20 protein-coding genes and 5 pseudogenes are annotated in these 16213 nt (G+C 48.5%); 3 read left to right on the top strand and 22 right to left on the bottom strand.

Translation table 11 applies throughout. The annotated features are described in order from the left end of the window. Nucleotides 1–86 precede the first annotated feature (86 nt). The 10 genes and pseudogenes from GN277_RS00875 to GN277_RS00835 all read right to left on the bottom strand — a co-directional run bounded on the left by GN277_RS00875 (nucleotide 87) and on the right by GN277_RS00835 (nucleotide 6472). Nucleotides 87–1429: pseudogene (locus GN277_RS00875) on the bottom strand (VapE domain-containing protein). After that, a complete protein-coding gene (locus tag GN277_RS00870) occupies nucleotides 1395–2042 on the bottom strand; it encodes a CHC2 zinc finger domain-containing protein (RefSeq protein ID WP_016223831.1) in 648 nt (215 codons plus the stop codon). The pseudogene GN277_RS00875 and the gene GN277_RS00870 overlap by 35 nt, the downstream one beginning before the upstream one ends. Next, nucleotides 2029–2157 carry a hypothetical protein gene (locus tag GN277_RS30805; protein WP_280178587.1) on the bottom strand — a complete coding sequence of 43 codons (129 nt, stop codon included), beginning with the start codon at nucleotides 2155–2157 and terminating at the stop codon, nucleotides 2029–2031. Before GN277_RS30805 ends, GN277_RS00870 begins: the two co-directional genes overlap by 14 nt. 8 nt (nucleotides 2158–2165) lie before the next feature. Beyond that, complete coding sequence (gene mobQ, locus GN277_RS00865) at nucleotides 2166–3755, bottom strand: MobQ family relaxase (protein ID WP_016223830.1); 1590 nt, start codon at nucleotides 3753–3755, stop codon at nucleotides 2166–2168. Nucleotides 3756–4046: 291 nt separating this feature from the next. Next, nucleotides 4047–4322: a signal peptidase II gene (locus GN277_RS29685; protein WP_244324540.1), complete on the bottom strand. Its 276-nt coding sequence runs from the start codon at nucleotides 4320–4322 to the stop codon at nucleotides 4047–4049. 497 nt (nucleotides 4323–4819) lie between these two features. Continuing rightward, nucleotides 4820–5338 carry a DUF5720 family protein gene (locus GN277_RS00855; RefSeq protein ID WP_016223829.1) on the bottom strand — a complete coding sequence of 173 codons (519 nt, stop codon included), beginning with the start codon at nucleotides 5336–5338 and terminating at the stop codon, nucleotides 4820–4822. Continuing rightward, nucleotides 5335–5628, bottom strand: coding sequence for a DUF3847 domain-containing protein (locus GN277_RS00850; RefSeq protein ID WP_004054629.1), 294 nt, complete (start codon nucleotides 5626–5628; stop codon nucleotides 5335–5337). The genes GN277_RS00855 and GN277_RS00850 overlap by 4 nt, the downstream gene beginning before the upstream one ends. Further along, entirely contained in the window at nucleotides 5621–5959 is a 339-nt protein-coding gene (locus GN277_RS00845) for a MarR family transcriptional regulator (protein ID WP_016223828.1), read from the bottom strand. The genes GN277_RS00850 and GN277_RS00845 overlap by 8 nt, the downstream gene beginning before the upstream one ends. Further along, nucleotides 5949–6140 (bottom strand): hypothetical protein, encoded by a 192-nt coding sequence (locus GN277_RS00840; RefSeq protein ID WP_044903452.1) that lies wholly within the window; start codon nucleotides 6138–6140, stop codon nucleotides 5949–5951. Before GN277_RS00840 ends, GN277_RS00845 begins: the two co-directional genes overlap by 11 nt. Before the next feature lie 137 nt (nucleotides 6141–6277). Continuing rightward, nucleotides 6278–6472: a hypothetical protein gene (locus GN277_RS00835; protein WP_159749058.1), complete on the bottom strand. Its 195-nt coding sequence runs from the start codon at nucleotides 6470–6472 to the stop codon at nucleotides 6278–6280. A gap of 319 nt (nucleotides 6473–6791) precedes the next feature. Here GN277_RS00835 and GN277_RS00830 point away from each other — a divergent pair. Next, nucleotides 6792–7600 (top strand): annotated as a pseudogene (locus GN277_RS00830) (helix-turn-helix domain-containing protein). Between the two features lie 47 nt (nucleotides 7601–7647). Here the strand turns inward: GN277_RS00830 and GN277_RS00825 are convergent. Next, complete coding sequence (locus GN277_RS00825) at nucleotides 7648–8469, bottom strand: hypothetical protein (protein WP_016223825.1); 822 nt, start codon at nucleotides 8467–8469, stop codon at nucleotides 7648–7650. Nucleotides 8470–8620: 151 nt separating this feature from the next. On the opposite strand from GN277_RS00825, the gene GN277_RS00820 reads away from it, so the two are divergent. Then, nucleotides 8621–8803, top strand: coding sequence for a hypothetical protein (locus GN277_RS00820; RefSeq protein WP_016223824.1), 183 nt, complete (start codon nucleotides 8621–8623; stop codon nucleotides 8801–8803). Between the two features lie 117 nt (nucleotides 8804–8920). After that, nucleotides 8921–9100: an Arc family DNA-binding protein gene (locus tag GN277_RS00815; RefSeq protein ID WP_016223823.1), complete on the top strand. Its 180-nt coding sequence runs from the start codon at nucleotides 8921–8923 to the stop codon at nucleotides 9098–9100. A gap of 64 nt (nucleotides 9101–9164) precedes the next feature. Here the strand turns inward: GN277_RS00815 and GN277_RS00810 are convergent. From GN277_RS00810 to GN277_RS00765, 11 genes and pseudogenes are all read right to left on the bottom strand, one after another. After that, nucleotides 9165–9425 (bottom strand): annotated as a pseudogene (locus GN277_RS00810) (TnpV protein); the annotation flags it as partial. Further along, complete coding sequence (locus GN277_RS29680; RefSeq protein WP_244324539.1) at nucleotides 9335–9544, bottom strand: TnpV protein; 210 nt, start codon at nucleotides 9542–9544, stop codon at nucleotides 9335–9337. The gene GN277_RS29680 and the pseudogene GN277_RS00810, both read right to left, overlap by 91 nt. Next, on the bottom strand, nucleotides 9504–9776 hold the full coding sequence (locus GN277_RS00805; protein ID WP_002592698.1) for a helix-turn-helix domain-containing protein: 273 nt from the start codon (nucleotides 9774–9776) through the stop codon (nucleotides 9504–9506). Before GN277_RS00805 ends, GN277_RS29680 begins: the two co-directional genes overlap by 41 nt. A 135-nt stretch (nucleotides 9777–9911) precedes the next feature. Continuing rightward, complete coding sequence (locus tag GN277_RS00800; RefSeq protein ID WP_159749056.1) at nucleotides 9912–10070, bottom strand: Maff2 family mobile element protein; 159 nt, start codon at nucleotides 10068–10070, stop codon at nucleotides 9912–9914. 487 nt (nucleotides 10071–10557) lie between these two features. Further along, nucleotides 10558–10917: pseudogene (locus GN277_RS00795) on the bottom strand (VirD4-like conjugal transfer protein, CD1115 family); the annotation flags it as partial. A 90-nt stretch (nucleotides 10918–11007) separates the two neighbouring features. Further along, on the bottom strand, nucleotides 11008–12834 hold the full coding sequence (locus GN277_RS00790; RefSeq protein WP_016295882.1) for a reverse transcriptase domain-containing protein: 1827 nt from the start codon (nucleotides 12832–12834) through the stop codon (nucleotides 11008–11010). After that, the gene (locus GN277_RS00785) at nucleotides 12818–13024 is read right to left on the bottom strand and encodes a hypothetical protein (RefSeq protein WP_159749052.1); all 207 of its coding nucleotides are present in this window, start codon (nucleotides 13022–13024) and stop codon (nucleotides 12818–12820) included. Before GN277_RS00785 ends, GN277_RS00790 begins: the two co-directional genes overlap by 17 nt. A 441-nt stretch (nucleotides 13025–13465) precedes the next feature. Further along, nucleotides 13466–15001: pseudogene (locus GN277_RS00780) on the bottom strand (VirD4-like conjugal transfer protein, CD1115 family); the annotation flags it as partial. 68 nt (nucleotides 15002–15069) lie between these two features. Next, the gene (locus GN277_RS00775; RefSeq protein WP_159749050.1) at nucleotides 15070–15600 is read right to left on the bottom strand and encodes a PcfB family protein; all 531 of its coding nucleotides are present in this window, start codon (nucleotides 15598–15600) and stop codon (nucleotides 15070–15072) included. Further along, the gene (locus tag GN277_RS00770) at nucleotides 15581–15934 is read right to left on the bottom strand and encodes a hypothetical protein (RefSeq protein WP_159749048.1); all 354 of its coding nucleotides are present in this window, start codon (nucleotides 15932–15934) and stop codon (nucleotides 15581–15583) included. Before GN277_RS00770 ends, GN277_RS00775 begins: the two co-directional genes overlap by 20 nt. Continuing rightward, complete coding sequence (locus GN277_RS00765; protein WP_159749046.1) at nucleotides 15891–16052, bottom strand: hypothetical protein; 162 nt, start codon at nucleotides 16050–16052, stop codon at nucleotides 15891–15893. The genes GN277_RS00770 and GN277_RS00765 overlap by 44 nt, the downstream gene beginning before the upstream one ends. Nucleotides 16053–16213 lie beyond the last annotated feature (161 nt).

Genomic DNA, 16213 nt, shown 5'->3' with positions numbered 1-16213 from the left:
GGATTTTGCCCGGCAACCGGCCCGGCAACGGGATAGCAACGAAGTGTGCAACGGGATAGCATTGGGCTGTTATTTGCCGGTTTTTTTCAGAAGGGAAGCTCCATTTGCTCCGGCACTGGCGTAAATCCCTCCGGGGTTTTTCCACGCCCGTTGCTGATGTCCGTTGCCGGTTGCTCCCGTTCCCATCCCTTCTGCCTGCCGTACCCGGCGAACATCCGGGGTTGGAGAAATAATTCCAGCCGGTGACGCACTGGTTCATTATCTCGTTGATTTCCCGGATTTCCCATTGTTTCGGCTCGTCAAAGGAGTGGTTCAGGGCTTCTTTGTAAAGCTGTTTGGAGCAGACGGTATCGCCGGGGTAGCTGTCAAGGAAAGCCTGAATCATCCCGGCCTTGGTGTCCTCCGGCATGAAGTCCCGCTGGCGTTCCTTTAGGTGGCGCACCATTTCCGGGCTGAATGTCAGCTTCCATCTGCCGCTTTTGTAAATCTCCATCGCTTCTGCCCACACCTGGCTGATATAGGCTCTGGAAGCGGGTTCGTCCTCTAAAATGTGCGTTTCCGCCTGTTCCGGGCATACTTGTATGGGGATAAAGCGGCGGTTGCCGGAGCGGTCAAGGGGCAGGAAGTCAAGGGCGTTGGATGTGCCGCCGAACACACACTGCCTTGGGCGGTCTGCCGGGTGGGTTTCGTAGGGTATCTTGTAGACTTCCTTCTGACGGCTCAAAAAGGACTTGATTTCCTCTATGCTCTTTGCATTTGCGGTGGCAATCATCTCCGACATTTCGATTATCCAGTGACCTTGCAGCTTCCGGTATACATTGTCATCGTCAAGCTTCCGCAAATCGTCCGAAAACCACTCGTCTTTGACTGCCAGCAGACGGAAGAAGGTGGACTTCCCGGCTCCCTGCCCGCCCACCAGACAGAGCATGACCTCAAATTTACAGCCGGGGAAAAATGCCCGGTGGATGGCTCCCAACAAAAACAGGCGCAGGGCTTCATAGGTGTACTGGTCTGTGTCTGCCCCTAAAAAATGCCGCAGACAGAAGCGCACCCGCCCGGTTCCGTCCCATGTCAGGCTGTTCAGATACTCCCGGACAGGGTGGTAACTGTTCTCATTGGCGGCAAGGTCGGCGGCGTCCTGTATCTTCTTTTCGCTTGTCAGGCCGTAAGTTTCTTCCAGATACAGCCGGATATATTTCATGTCCGTGTCGGTCATGGGGCTGTTTTGGGGTCTTTTGTAACCGATGGGCTTTAAAATATCGGTGCGGTCGGTCAGCAGGTTATAGGCAACCGCCCCGGACAGGAGCGGGTCGCACTGGAACACGGTCAGGCAGTTGCGGATGCTGTTGCGGAAGCCGCCTTTCTCGGTGGTTTCCAGCATGGCCTTGACTTCCTCAACGCTCCGGGGCGGCTCGGCGCTGTCTGCCATGTTCGCTATTTCCTGCCGTATCTGGGGCGGTAAATTCTGCCATTCGTCTTTCAAGGTTCCTCACTTCCTTTCCGTGTCCTGTAATAAGGGCTGCCCGCTCCTGAATGTCCCCGGAGAGAAGCACGTCCATCAGGTATTCCACCCGGCTCATGTTCTGCAGGGCTTCCACAAACCGGGGATTCCATGCTTCATCGGGCTGCCGTGGGGCATATTCCTCCTTCCAGCGGCGCAGGAGATGGTAATAGTCGGACAGCACCCGGAAACAGTGCCGCTCCATGCGCTTAAATTTCTGTTCCTCGGTTTCCCTCCGCAGGCGTGGACGGATGGGCGGCTTCCCGGCGTTCCTCCCGTCCTCATAAGGGATGGAGAAGTCCTGCGCCAGCATGAGGGCGGCTTCTTTACTGCCGATACCGTGGAGCCGGGAAACAAAGTCAATCACGTCCCCGGTGGCTCCGCAGCCGAAACAGTAAAAGCGGCGGTCAACCTTCATGCTTGGGTTCCTGTCGTTGTGGAACGGGCAGACGCACATCCCATTTCTGTTCACTTTAATTCCATAACGCTCCGCAGCCTGCCTTGTGGTGACGGACTGCTTCACGGCTTCAAATACGTTCAATAGGCGTTCCTCCTGATAATCCCAACGTGGGCGACACAATGTCGCTCACGTTGTCTGTAAATCTTTCCAGTTCAAAATAAAAGGCACTTGTCTGCGGTTTCCAATCACAAAACAAGTGCCTGTTTAAAGTTCCATATTCTGTTGTTTCTGTGTCCGGGGCGGCTGGCGTTTCTCTGCCTTCTCCTGCCGGATGCGTTCCTGCCGCCCTTTCAGGTTCCCCTGTACGGACGGTTTCTTCCCCGGCTCGGCGGTCTGGCGGTACTGCTCGGACGGCAATACCTGATTGAGCCAGCGGCGCACATCCCGCAGAACTTTTACATCTGCCTGCACCGCTTCCAGCTCCTCCCCCTGTTCCGGCAGGGCAGAAGCAAGCTGTTCCCGTTCCGCTTCCAAATCTTTGCGGGAGTAGGTATTGCCTTTCAGGTTGGCTTTCAAATACCGGATAGCGGCATAGTAAGCGTCCAGTTCCTCCCGGTGGCTCTCCGCAAACTGCTCTTTTTTCTTCTTCCAGCCGATAGCGGCATACTCCTTATGGACTGGCTTGCCCGCTTCGTATTTGTCAATGTAGGACAGCATGGTGTTGATGGCTTTGATGCGCTTCTCGCTTTTTTTCACGCTCGCCATGACAGAAACGGCGGTCTGGCTGATTTCATCCAGCCGGGTGTCAAGGCTCTCTACGGTGGAGATTTCTTTTTTCCGCAGAAAATCCATAGCCGCCTGTACCTTGTTGAAGTCGGCAACTGTGCCCTTGAGCTTCCCTCTGGAAGTCCAGTCGGCACGCTGTCCGCTCCGCAGTTCTAAATACTGTGAGAGCAGCTCCGATATGGTCGGCTCCTTCGTCTGTTCCAACGCTTCCATCAGAGCGGCTTTTTTCTCCTTTAAGTCGGCAATCCAGCCTTTTAAGTGGCGCACCATCTGGCGGATGGACTGCATGAGGGAGTTGGCGGCTCTGATGTCCCGGTTCAGGTTGCCGATGCTGGTCTGGATTCCTTTCTTCTCCATCTGGCAGGCGGCAGGCCCCATGTGGACGGTAGGGATTTGGTCAATCCCTTGCCGGGCATAGGAGCGCAGGTCAAGGCGTTCCGGGCGGTCGTTTGCTTCCAGATAGCGGTTAGCCGTGTCCGCCCATCCCTGCCGCCAGATTTCAGCGTACTTCTGGTCGTTCCAGTCCACGGTGTTCTCCTTGTGGCTTTTCCATCTGCCGGACGGGAGCCGGATTCTTTCGCCGTTTCCGTCGAGGTCGTATACCTTGCGGCACTTGGGAAGCCATTTCCCTTTTTCGTCCATCGCCCGCATGGTAAGCAGGATATGGGCGTGAGGGTTGCCATCCCCCTTGTCGTGGATGGCAAAGTCAGCAATCATGCCTTTGGAAACGAAAAACTCCCGGCAGTAGTCACGGATAAGGTCGGCGTACTGTCCCGGCGGGATTTCCCTTGGGATGGCAAGCACGAACCTCCGGGCAAGCTGGGAGTTCCATTGTTTCTCCTGTGCTTCGGCAGAGTTCCATAAGGTATTGCGGTCTGCAAACTCCGGCGGCACATGGGGTGGGAGCATGATTTCTTTGTGGGTGACTTCGTTCTTGTAGGGATAGTATTTCTGCTCTTGGTCGTATTCAGAGAACAGCTTTTCGCCGCTCTGGTAGGCGGCGGCAGAAACAGCGGATTCATTGTTGCTCCGCTTAATGATGGTGATTTTACAGTGCGGGCATGGCAAGTGTGCGCCCTCCTTCCTCCCGGATTCCGGGCATAGAAAAAGCAGGATACCTTTTTTCAGTTTCCTGCTTGCGTTGCCGCTGGTGGGCGGCAGGTATTTAGTTTTTGATGAGTTATCAGTTTGATAAGCTTAAATTTTACAATTTGAATTTATTCCTACAAAAGTACAAATACTCTTTAACGGTTATTTCTTTACTATGTAAAATACCGATGATAACAAATATAATTCCTGCGACTGTAAGGTAACAGTCCTTAATATCAAAAATAAAGAAGTTTGGTATCTGCAAAAAGTCTAAACTTCCTCCCCAAAAATTTTATCTATTAAGCTACACAAACAACCTGCCAACCCAAAAACTAAAATTATTTTCACTGAAAATTTAGTTTTCTTCGTTTTTGCTCTATACAATAAATATCCTGATAGAATAATATAAATGGCAAGAATGTTAAAAACAACCATAAGAAATGAACTTGAAAAAACATCAGCAAAATTTCCAAACCATGACAAATTTGTATTTTGTTCTGGGTTAAATCGCAACAAATGAAATATTATATCAAACTCGTCTTGCATAAATAACTTTAATATAATTATTTTTATAGTTTGGTCTATCAATGTCAAAAAAGTACAGGGATAATAAATGGCTTAATCTGTTTGATGATAAAAACTCCTCCTCTCAAATCCTGATTTATCGCTGGCACTATTATACAGCTTTAACTTGCTAAATGGAATACGCTTTCTGAAAGATTTCCGGGTGGCAAAGCCACAAAGGGGTAGCTGGCAAAGCCAGCGCAGGGGAAGGGTAGCTTCCCCTGTGATGATTGGAGCAGATTGAAAATCTGTGGAAATCATCTGCTGTCCGCAGGACGCTCCCGGCAGGGCGCAATGCACCACTTCCCTAAGTGGTGTATAATTGCGCCCTCTTTCAGAGGGAGATTTTCCAGCTTGTCACTTTGGAAGTAAAAATTGCAAGCGAAATATCTAGAAGTCAGGAATCAGCCGTACCGATTGTGCCATAAGCGGTATAAATCAGAACGCGCCTGGCGCGCTTTGATTCTGGAACAGGCTTTTTATCGTTCCTGCTGTCGGGGCTTCTTGTCAGGATAGAGCTTTCCGTCAACAACGGCGGCATGGCTTTTTATTTTGATTTCTCCCTCCTGCTCGCTGCGCTTTGCGTTCCTGTAGCCTTCATCGGAGAGATAAAAGCGGAACCGTTCCCCTTTAAAGCCAACAAAGCATTGTTTCTGTACTTCCACCATAATCATGTGGCGGGTTTCCGGGCGGAACCGTTCTTTTCCTGACAGGTCATGCCCCTGTAAAATCTGTTCCTGTGCTTTTGCCGCCGCAAGCCGCTGACGGATAGAATTGTTGTTTTGTTCTGTCGGGAACTGTGCTTTTACACTGGCAATAAACTGGCTGCACTCTGGTTCTGGTATTCGTTCCAGTCTTCGGATGGCGTTCTCCATGATTAACTTTGTCATTAAATCCGCTGTTACCGATACGATTTCTTTTATGCCTGCAAGAGTTTCCGCCTTGGTCGGTGCGGCATTTTGGCAAATAACATTCAGCTCATTTTTTGAAAATTTCATTTCATATCCTCCTTCTGGTTTTCTGCAAGAACCTGTTCCAAAAGACATTTGGTGTCGCTCCGGTGGAACAATACTTTTAAAATGGTGCTGACCTGTTCATCCGTCACGGCTTCCGGGTGGGGGAGATGGCTTTCCAGCATTGCCCCTCTGGTGCAGAGCCGGTGCGTCCGTTCCTTCCGGTTCAGGGTCTTTATCTGGTGTTCCAGCATTTTCTCCTTATGCTGCGCCCGCCGCAGTCTGGCTTCGGTCTTTTCAATCTCCTGATTCAGTTTTTCCAGCTTCTCATTCATGGGCAGCGTCCTCCTTCGGGAGCAGGATATAGATGTGGCTGACCTCCCCGATTCCCTGACGGACACGCATAATCATTCCCGCCTGTTCTAACTCATTCAGGGAACGCTTGCAGGTCTGGGGGCTTCGGGAGAGTGCCGCCGCTATCTCCATGACGGGGAAGCGGATGAACAGAATCCCGTTGCTGTCCTCGGTTCCCCTTGTCAGGATTTCATCCAGCAGGCGGGCATACATGACCTTTGCCGTGTTGCTGACCGGAAGCCGGAGCATTGCCTTTGGGAGTGGCATATAGGGCGGCAGGGGCGTACTGGCTATCATAAATTCACAATTCATTGGATGGTGTCCTCCTTTTGGCTCGTTTGGATAGGTAGTGGGGGCAGTCGATAATGACAGCCCGGAAACTCTGCTTGCACCCATGCTGGCATTTCCGGCAAAGTCCGTTGTAGCTTCTGCGCCCCCGGTCGTTCAGGAAGAAAGCAAGCTCTTTCTTCAACTTCTTTGACATTCTCGGCATAGTGCCTCCTCCATAGAAAAACCGCCCGATTCAGCAGGTACAGCCGGAATGGGCGGGCAGTGGTTTTTTGTGTATCGTTTCGGGGCGATTTTCAGAAGAAATACAGCCGTAGAGCCGCCCCAAAATCCCCCTTGGTATTACGGGCAGGGCAGACTATGCCCCGTGAAATTGTTGTGTTTCGGTATCGTTTCGGTGTTCATTTTGCCGGTTCCCTCTGCTGTCGTTCCTGCCCCCGTCTTTGGCGGCGTTTCGCTCTCCTTGGTACGCTCGTTCCGGTCAGGGTTCCTCCGTTTCCCTGCCGGAAGTCGTTGCGTTACATCGCCGGGGAGCATATCCCATACAGGCCGGTCATTCGATTGGAATAATCCATCGATGAACTGCCTATATCATATGACATTTTTGTACCATGTGCCGTATGTCCACGAATCAGGAATAAAGCCCAAAATCTGAAAAATTCCACGATTGCGGAAAAGGCTTTCTGCCGGACGGGTGCAAAATCAGATGTGCATTTTGCACTTCTGAAAATCCGGGCAAATCAAAAGCGCATTTTGCGCCTTTGAAAAGAATCACAAAGGGAAATGCGCCCGGCATGGATATGTGGTACAATGGGGATGGCGGCAAAAGCTGGCCGCAGGGAAGGAGCAGGAAGCCATGAAACAGGGGATAACGATTCAGGAGCGGTTAAAGGATTTAAGGACGGAGCGGCATTTAAAATTAGAGGAACTGGCGGCGGCTACAAAGATTTCCAAATCAGCCTTGGGAAGCTATGAGAATGACGAACTCAAGGAAATCAGCCACAAAACCTTGTGGAGCTGGCAAAGTTTTACGGTGTGTCAACGGATTACCTGCTCTGCCTGACAGAGAACCGGAACCATCCGGGCATGGAACTTACGGAGCTGCATTTGAGTGACAGCATGGTGGAGTTGTTGAAAAGCGGGCGTATCAACAACCGGCTGCTGTGTGAGATTGCCACACATGAGGATTTTGTTACCCTGATAACAGACACGGAAATTTATGTAGATGGTGTGGCAACCGCCCACTTCCAAAACTTCAACAGCCTTCTGGAAGTCCTGCGGGGGCAAGTCCTTTCCCAATATCAGCCGGTGGAGGAAGATGCTGCGTTAAAGGCGTTGGAAACCATGCAGGTACAGGAAGAAGATTATTTCTGTCAGGTCACGCACCGGACTTGGGACACTATCCTCCATGCCATAAGGGAAGCGCACAAGAATGATACGGACAGTGCGCCGGACGGCTCCAATGGCATGAAGCTAATCAGGGACGCAAAGAAGGCGCTGGCCGTGCCGGGTTCCTATCTGGATGTGTTCACTGCCCTGATGTGTACGCAGCTACAAATCCGGTATGAGAAGCTGTCGGAGCAGGAGCGCACGGTTTTGAAGAATGTTATGAAGAAAACTCCGGCATATAAGGATTCCCCGTTGAGCAGGATGAAGCGGAGATAAGGAAATGCCGTTACAGGAAATTTAGCGGTTCCTGCAACGGCAGCTTCTTATTCACTGGTATAGTTGATGTCAATTCTGTAGTCACTGTCCTTATATTCAATATCCAGATGGTAATCGCCTATCTGTAATGTCGTACTATCGTCTATCGGAGAGAATGTCCTTTTCTCTGTGTCGAAAATGAAAAATTCTTCTATCAACTGGTGTTCAACTGTGTTCAGTATATCCCAGATACAATCGTCACAAAACAGTGCCTTCATCCTATGGACGCTGACAATGCCACGTCCACGGTCTATCTCCGCATATCCTGTCTTTTGGTCGGGGCTTTTGGTGATATGGACGCTGGTCTGGCTGACTTCATCATAACCAAAATTCATGATGGTTCCCCCTCGGCTGCTGTTGTCCGGGCTTTCTCCTATATCGTACAAATCTAAGGAATAGAACTGTCCTGTATTGGCACAGACAAGGACTGCCTGAGCCGGGTAGCTTTCCATGCAGATACGGCAGGTTTCGGCGGTGTTGGGGATATACTGGATAAAATTCTCTATGTCCTCGCCGTATTCACTGAATACCAAATCATGCCGGATAGTCTGGGCAATCTTGTCATATTCGTCCTTTGTGGCGGATGCCATATAGGTTGCAATCATGCTTATGGCTTCCTCTACGTCTTTTCCGTTCTGACGGGTTACACGGATATTATTGATTCCTATTACTATCATGAAAAGTATTAGCACTCCCATACAGGTCATGAAATTCCAGTACAGGAGCCACCGCTTATCAAATGAGCTTAGCCTTTCTTCTGTGCTGTCGTTTTCGTCCACTTCCCAGAAATACCACCACATTTCTTTCACTTTTTGCCATAAACCTTTCACATTCCATTCCTCCGCTTTAAACTTATATACATTTTTAGTTGATTGACCACTCTTATACTATAAAGTGATGTCACTTACCTGTCAAGTGACTGTATATTATTTGCCGAAATTCGATTACCATTTATACATACCCAAAATGGAGGGCAGGGATATGGCAACCAATAAGAAAGTATTCACTTTGCGTCTGTCAGACGAAGTGTTTGATAAAATCGGTATTTTGGCTACAAGTGAACATCGCTCATTGACCAACTATATTGAATATGTGTTAATCCAGCACTTGGAAAAAGTAGAGAAGGAACATGGCATAATTATAACTGACCAAACTAAAGATTGATTATGGCGTTTCCTGTCTTTAGATATAAAATGCTATCACTTGACTGTCTTGTGAACGTATATATTTTTTTCTGATTTGGGCTACCATAAATTCATACCCGGAATGGAGGGGAGAAATATGGCAACCAACAAGCGTGTATTTACCTTGCGTCTATCAGACGAAGTATTTGATAAAATTGGATTTCTGGCAACCAAAGAACATCGCTCAATGACGAATTACATTGAATATGTGCTGATGCAGCATTTGGAACAGATTGAAAGAGAACATGGGGAGATTGAAACCGGGCAGACCGAATAGGAATGGTGCTTTCAACTTAAAATGACCAGCCATTTATATTCTGGCTGGCCATTTTATACCCTGATTACATGGTATAGATAAGTTCACTATTTATGATTTCCTCCGCCCGGCTTCGGATATTGTTCATCCGTCCTACCCATTCAAGCTGGTTCCGGGCTTTTAGTTCCTCGGTCACTTCCTCGGCGGCTTTCATCTGCTCTATAATAAGGTCAAGCCGTTCCTCTGCCTGCTCGTTCAGGTCGGCAAGGTATGTCCACAATTTCCCTGTAAGGATAAGGGAGCTGTACCGTGCCGGGTGTTCCTGTTTGAGATATTCCCGTGCAGCCGCCCATAGCGTCCGATGGGGCGGTTCTCCTCTGGCAGCTTCAAGTCCGGGATATAGTAGTCGCCTACCAGAATATAATCAATGCCGTTCTCTGTGATTCTTTCTTTCAGTTTTTCCATTGTCGTTCCCTCCTGTGGTGGAAGGCTCGTCACTGGCCAGTTCAATCACGTCCATAATGCCACAATCCAGCGTTTCGCAGATTCGTGCCAGCGTGTCCATGCTGATGTGTTTCCCTTCTTTGCCCATGTTGGCTATCATATTTGTGGTCAGGCCAGCGGCAAGCCTTAAATCCTCTTTCCTCATGTTTCGCTCTATCAGTGTGTGCCAGAGCGGTTTGTAGCTAATGTGCATTTTTCTCCCTGCCTTTCTGCCCCGGATGGGCGCTTATACCCATTATATCAGGATTCTTGCTAACTCACAAATATTTCTTGACTGTACCGCCGGTTCCGTCTGGATTGTGCTTTTCCTTTCCTCTTTTGATTACCTCTAATTCGCCGTGACCTGCTTAATTCCCTGTGATTTTGCGCCAGGGTTGTCGTTTCCATAACCTTCCAGAAGGTTGATCACGCCCCATACTGCAAGTCCGGCCCCGATAGCCACGACCAATGTTTTTAAGATTCCGATTGCTGATGTAAAAAATGCCATATTTTGTCCTGAAACCAAAACCAGAAATGGATAAATTCTTTATCCTGCACAAACAAAAAACCGCCAGTATCTACTGACGGCCCGCCCTTTCCAATTTGGTTTATCCTTTCTTTTTTATTTTTGTATGATTTTCTTTGTGCAATGGGCTGTTTTCTTTCCGCCATGGGCTTTGCCCGGATTGGCGGCAGGATATGTCCCTGTTGCACTGCCTTAAAAATATAAATCATTATCCCCCCTTTCTGACTTTACGACACGATGTCGCAAACTTTTTTGTGCTGCATAAAATCCACTTTGCGATATCATGTCGTAAAGTTCTTGCCTGACAGTTCTCAAAACTACATTTCTGTATGGAACATACTTTGCGACACCGTGTCGTAAACTTTCCTCCTGCCAAGTTTCAAACGAATATTTCTGCATAGAACCCACTTTGCGACATCGTGTCGCAAAGTCCCAGCCTGACATACAGCAAAAAGAATAGTTTCCCTGTCTATGCTCCCTGCCACTCCCCGTCCGCTGGCTCCGGCATTCCCTCTGCAGTTTCCTCACTTCCGTCTACCTCATATAGATCAAATTCCTCCTTCATCCTGATTTTCAACTGGTGCTTCATATACGCCTCCACATCAAAGGCATTCTTTTTGTCATAATCTGATAATTGCTTGTACCGCTTATGCCTGGTAATATCAAACTTGTCACTCAGGAACGGGCGCACACCACGAAGCTGCAGGATACACTTATTCCCATCCATGACAGCAAGCTCATCCCGGCTCATTAATTCTTTCCCGGTTTTCTGGTAATTCAGCCCGTAAGAACGGCTCTGCCCACGGGTATCCGAGGTGTTGTAAAGGTCATGAGGTAAGCGCCTCGTGGACGCTCCCTCCCGAACCGTGCGGGCACCTCTCGATGCACACGGCTCTCCATATGCCATCAACTAACAAAATCAGTCTTTTCCGTGTATCTCACGGTGGCACGCCGGGCATACTGCCAGCGTTTTCCTATGGTTCTTTAACATAACTTTTTCCCACTCATATTTACCGCTAAGGCTTTTCAGCCGTTTCACCTGATGAATCTCCACGTCATTTGTGTACTGTCCGCAGAGTTCACAGGTTTTGGAGCGCAGTTTTGCCGCTATGCGGTTCGGTTTATCATACCGCTTATAGGCGGGCAGGATATCTGCCTGCGGCACATTAGGCTTGTCCTTGCGGATAAAAGGCCCTCTGTAAAATACGCTCTCCTTCATACCGCCTTTTGTCTTATAAATGACTGTAAACCGTCCATTTCTGAAATATCTCTTTTTGATTTTTCTGGTCTTTGTGCGGTATTTATTTGCGAATGTTTTCAACATACTATAATGCATTAAACTCGCATACTTGCTCATTGCGCATACATTACATGCCAGTGAGTAATAGTTGTACAAACCTCTGATTTCAGAGTTGTACTTTGACAGGATTTCGATATCCTTACGGTTAATGAGCTGTGGTCTGTGAATGGCTTTCCAATGCTCTTTTTGTGTAACTTTGTCCTTCTTGATACGGATTGCGCCATACTCCAACAGTTTTGATTCCCATTTTTCATGCGGCATGTATAACTTTACTGCGCCGCTGTACCCCTTCACTTTCCTGCCTTGGCGTTTTGTGATTTCCCGGCTCTTTGAAATAGAGATATCATAGCCGAGGAATCTCGCCCGGTCAGTAGCATAGGTGATTTTGGTTTTCTCCACTGACAGCGTAAGGTTTAATTTTTCTTTGAGGAATACAGCAAGGTCTGCTTTTAATTCTTCCGCATCCCTTTTGCTCCCGATAATGCTTATGATAAAGTCATCCGCATAACGGACGTATTGCAGGTTTTTATAGGTTTCATCCCTGAACTGCTTAGACGGGATTTCCCTCTGTTTCTCCCGCAGTCTGCGTAATTCCCCGGCACGTTCTTTCTTTTCGGCTTCGGTAAGCGTATCCCATACTTCCCTGTTCTGGCGCATGAACTTCTGCACTTCACGGTTCCGTCTGGCGTATTCCGGGTTCACTTTACGGTTTACCCGGTTCCCTTTTATAAAGCCTTCTTTGTATTCCTCCACATACATATCCAATTCATGCAGGTAAATATTTGCCAATATGGGACTGATACCGGAACCCTGCGGAGTGCCGCAGTAAGTCCTGTTGTACTGCCATTGTTCCATATATCCGGCTTTCAGAAATTTCCACATCAATGAGATAAAAGCTTCGTCATCAATGCGCCTGCGCAGAATATCAATGATAACATGGTGGTCGAAGCTGTCAAAACATGCCTGAATGTCACCTTCCACAAACCAGTTTGCCCCCGCAAATGTCCGCTGTATCTGTTCGAGGGCTGTATGGCAGCTCCTTTTCGGGCGGAATCCGTGGGAATAGTCGGAGAAGGTTGGCTCATAAATGCTTTCCAATATCATTCGGACTACTTCCTGCACCAGCTTGTCATCCCCGGAAGGAATCCCAAGCGGACGCTTCTTACTGCTGTTTTTCTTTGCAATATATGTACGCCGTGCAGGTTTTGGGCGGTAAGAACGGTCTTTTAATGCGCTGATGATACGCTCTATTCTCGGACTGCTCATTCCGTCCAGTGTTTCACCATCCACACCCGGCGTCATGCTTCCCTCATTGGCGTAGATATTTCTATATGCCAAAAGGTAAAACTCCGGGTTGTACAGGTTCCGGTAGAGCCTTTGGAACCTATACGATAAATCTTTAGACTGTTTGTTTAGGCTATTCAATACATCAGTTGGATTTCTCATGATGCCTCACGCACCTTCCTTTCTTTCTCTGTATTAAAAGCATACTGCTCCCCTTCGTCATGTGGGCGGCTCTCCCGCTTCCGTTTTTACGGCTATCCCTGTAAATCCAGAGTCCACGGGCTACTATGGGAGCTGTGTAACCATGCCCGCATATGGGCGGGTTTAGGTCATCCCCGGTAGCGTATGCCATACTTAGCGTTCCGTGTTGTCGGTAATCTTTGTAGATATGTGGCGTTCGCCGTTCAACCTAATCTAAGGCTTGCCCTGCTTTGGATATCGCACGTCTGCCGACGATTGAGCGACAGACGCCAAAGCACCGTGCGTTTCATCTTCTTTCGCACGTAGGCCAGATACTCCCAGGCTCCGGCTACCAATCAAGCAGTTTAGCTTTCATCCTCATACACGGATTTTCATCCCCACATAAAACAGCGGTTAGAAGATTGCGCCGTTTTATGCCAGTTATAGCGTTAATAGTGGCGGCTATAACAACGACATGCTACACTCCCCAGAGGGTTTCCCCTCACGGATAAGTCGTGGAATGATAGACTATAAATTTTCACCGTCCTTTCTTTGATATCTTTGTCTACCGCTTGCTAAAGGCGGTTTATGGCATACACCCTAACGGGCGCACTATCGTCTCCTTCCCTAAATTTTCAGAAATCTCCTTTAAGGTGGAGCCTTCCTTGCCGCCAAGGAACAGCATGGTGTCGCAATTACCTAAAATTGTCTCGGCTGCATCTTTATAGATGGTTTTCAACTGGCTCTGCGACTGCAATATAATAGATGCTGATATTTCCCGGCTCCGTATGGTTGCAATCAGTTTGTCAAACTTTGGGATCTGCCCAATATTGCTGAACTCGTCCAGCAACAGCCTTACATGGTAGGGAAGCCTGCCGCCATGCACATCGTCCGCCCGGTCACACAGTAAATTAAAGAGCTGGGTATACATGATTGCCACAAGGAAATTAAAGGTATCATCCGTATCGGAGATAATGATGAACATTGCCGTGCGCTGATCTCCAATCATATCCAGTTCCATTTCATCATAAGAAGTCAGTTCCCGCAGTTCTGCGATGTCAAATGGCGCTAATCTGGCTCCACAGCTAATCAAGATCGACTTCGAAGTTTTGCCCGCCGCCAGTTTAAATTTCTTATATTGCCGTACCGCAAAGTGTTCCGGCTTCTCCTGTTCAAGTTCCTCAAACAGTTCATCCACAGCGTTTTTAAATTCCTCGTCATCCTCCCTTGTCTCCGAAGCATTGATAAACTCCAACAGTGTAGAGAAATTCTGCTCTTCCTCCGGTGCTTCATAATAGATGTAGCCAATCAATGCACAGTACAAAAGCCGCTCTGCCTTCGTCCAGAAATCCTCGGAAGATTTTTCTCCTTCCCCCTTCGTATTTGCAATAATCGTGTTCACCAGCTTCAATATATCTTTTTCCGAACGGATATACCGGAATGGATTGTAGTGCATACTCTTTTTAAAATTGATGGTATTTAAAACCTTGATCTTATACGGATCATAGACCACCTTCCCGTTTTTATCCCGTACCTCTTTCCCGTCTTTCATCTTCGGTGTGCCACGTCTTAGCATCTCCCCGCATTCGACCAGTATAGTACCTTTCGGATCAGTGACACAGTAGCTGACATTCGGCGTCATCTGCATGAGCTGCGGCTTTACATAGAACCGAGTTTTGCCAGAACCAGAGCCGCCGATAATGATTACATTCTTGTTCCTGGCATACTTTGGCTGCTTCGGCCTGCTGTTCATGGTAAGGCGTTCCGTCTGCGTTAAAAGGATGTTATTCTCGAATACCGGATCTATATACGGGGCGATGTCTTTCGGCGTTCCCCATCTTGCAGATCCATATTCCACTCCCTGCCGATATTTCTTTGCATTTTTGCCTTTCAGATATACTATGGCCTTCACTGCCACAGCCCCGGCTACTCCGGCCAGCACATCAACCCCGTGAATACTGGGAATCGGATTCTCAAACGCCAGTTGGAAATTTAAGAACAGCATCATTGCTTTTTCTACCAGGGAATCCCCTATGCAGTGGCGGTACAGCCACGCTAATTTATCTACCAGATAAAACACAATCACATAGGGGATATTCAGCATTGCCAGACGCTTCACATCTACGGAAGTCATTTTCTCCCGGATCATGCTTTTTAATTTCCCGGACAACGGCACGGACTTTTTCTTTGCTGCAGATTTCTTTTTCTGTTTCCCACTCAATGCTCCGGCCCCCGTTCCTTCTGTTTCGTCTTTTCCCGCTCCCTGTGCTTTGCAACCCGCTCCTTCGCCAGCTCCAGCTTCCTGCGGACGGATGGTTTCTTGCTTTTACTCAGCGACTTCCCGGTATATTCCTTAAACGCCGCCGTCATGACATCCACATCCTTTGCCTTGAAGAATACAAAATAGCGGGGTGGGGAGATGGACGTATCTTTTTTCAGGCTGAAATCAATGCTGTATTTCCGGGCGCACTTCTCAAAGGATTTGATATTGCCATCCGTCACTTCAATATTGGAAAGCTGGCACCCCTGCTTCATCAGCTTCTCCATACTCTGCTTCCCGTGGCTTTTAGCGGCTCCCTTTTCCGCCTTCTGAACTGCCTTTTTCTCCATTTTTTTCTGCTTCCCGTTCCGCTTCTCCTGTTCCATCTTTGCCAGCGCTTTCAGCATGGCGGCTTTCAGAATCCGAGCGGTGATCTTACCGCCGTTTACGCACAGCGATATGGTTTTCTCATTTACCTCGTCCTGCAAGGCGTTCCCCCTCCTTTCCTGCGGATTGCTTTTTCTCCCTCATCTCCCGCAAAATATTCTTCAGACAGTAACCAATGCAGGGGGAATGCCTGCCATATGGACAGCCCTGGCAGCCGCCACTGCCATTTCTGCTAGATTCCTGCGGCAGAGGATTTTCAGAAACATCCGCTGATGCCGAACCTTCCTCTGGGAGAAGGTAATAACATTCCTCCTGGCTGCAGCCTTTCCGCTTCCCATTCCAGAAATAGCAGTACTTACAGTCACCCGGCTTATCTGCCGCATATCTCCTGTTATCCCTCGCCCGGTTCCGGCTGTCTGCCCTTCCTGTCTGCATCCCATTCCCCTCTCTGCCTCATTTCCTCCATCTGCCTGTCCTCCTGCGCCCCTGCCCTGATGCATGAGTACAACGTGACCGCCGCAAATATACCTACGGCGGCAATGATTCCTTTCATTTTGCTTCACCCCTTTCCATACGGGGAACTGCCGTATATAGATTTCTGCATGGATACATTCCCATTTAAAATCTGTAATAGACAGTCCCCCATATACAGGCATGAAAAAACGCTTACAGATTCCTTCCGTAAACGCCCATGCCTTATTGATTTATTATATT

The sequence above is a fragment of the Sporofaciens musculi genome, from assembly GCF_009830285.1.
GTDB lineage: Bacteria > Bacillota > Clostridia > Lachnospirales > Lachnospiraceae > Sporofaciens > Sporofaciens musculi.
This window is presented reverse-complemented; position numbering and strand designations above follow the sequence as displayed.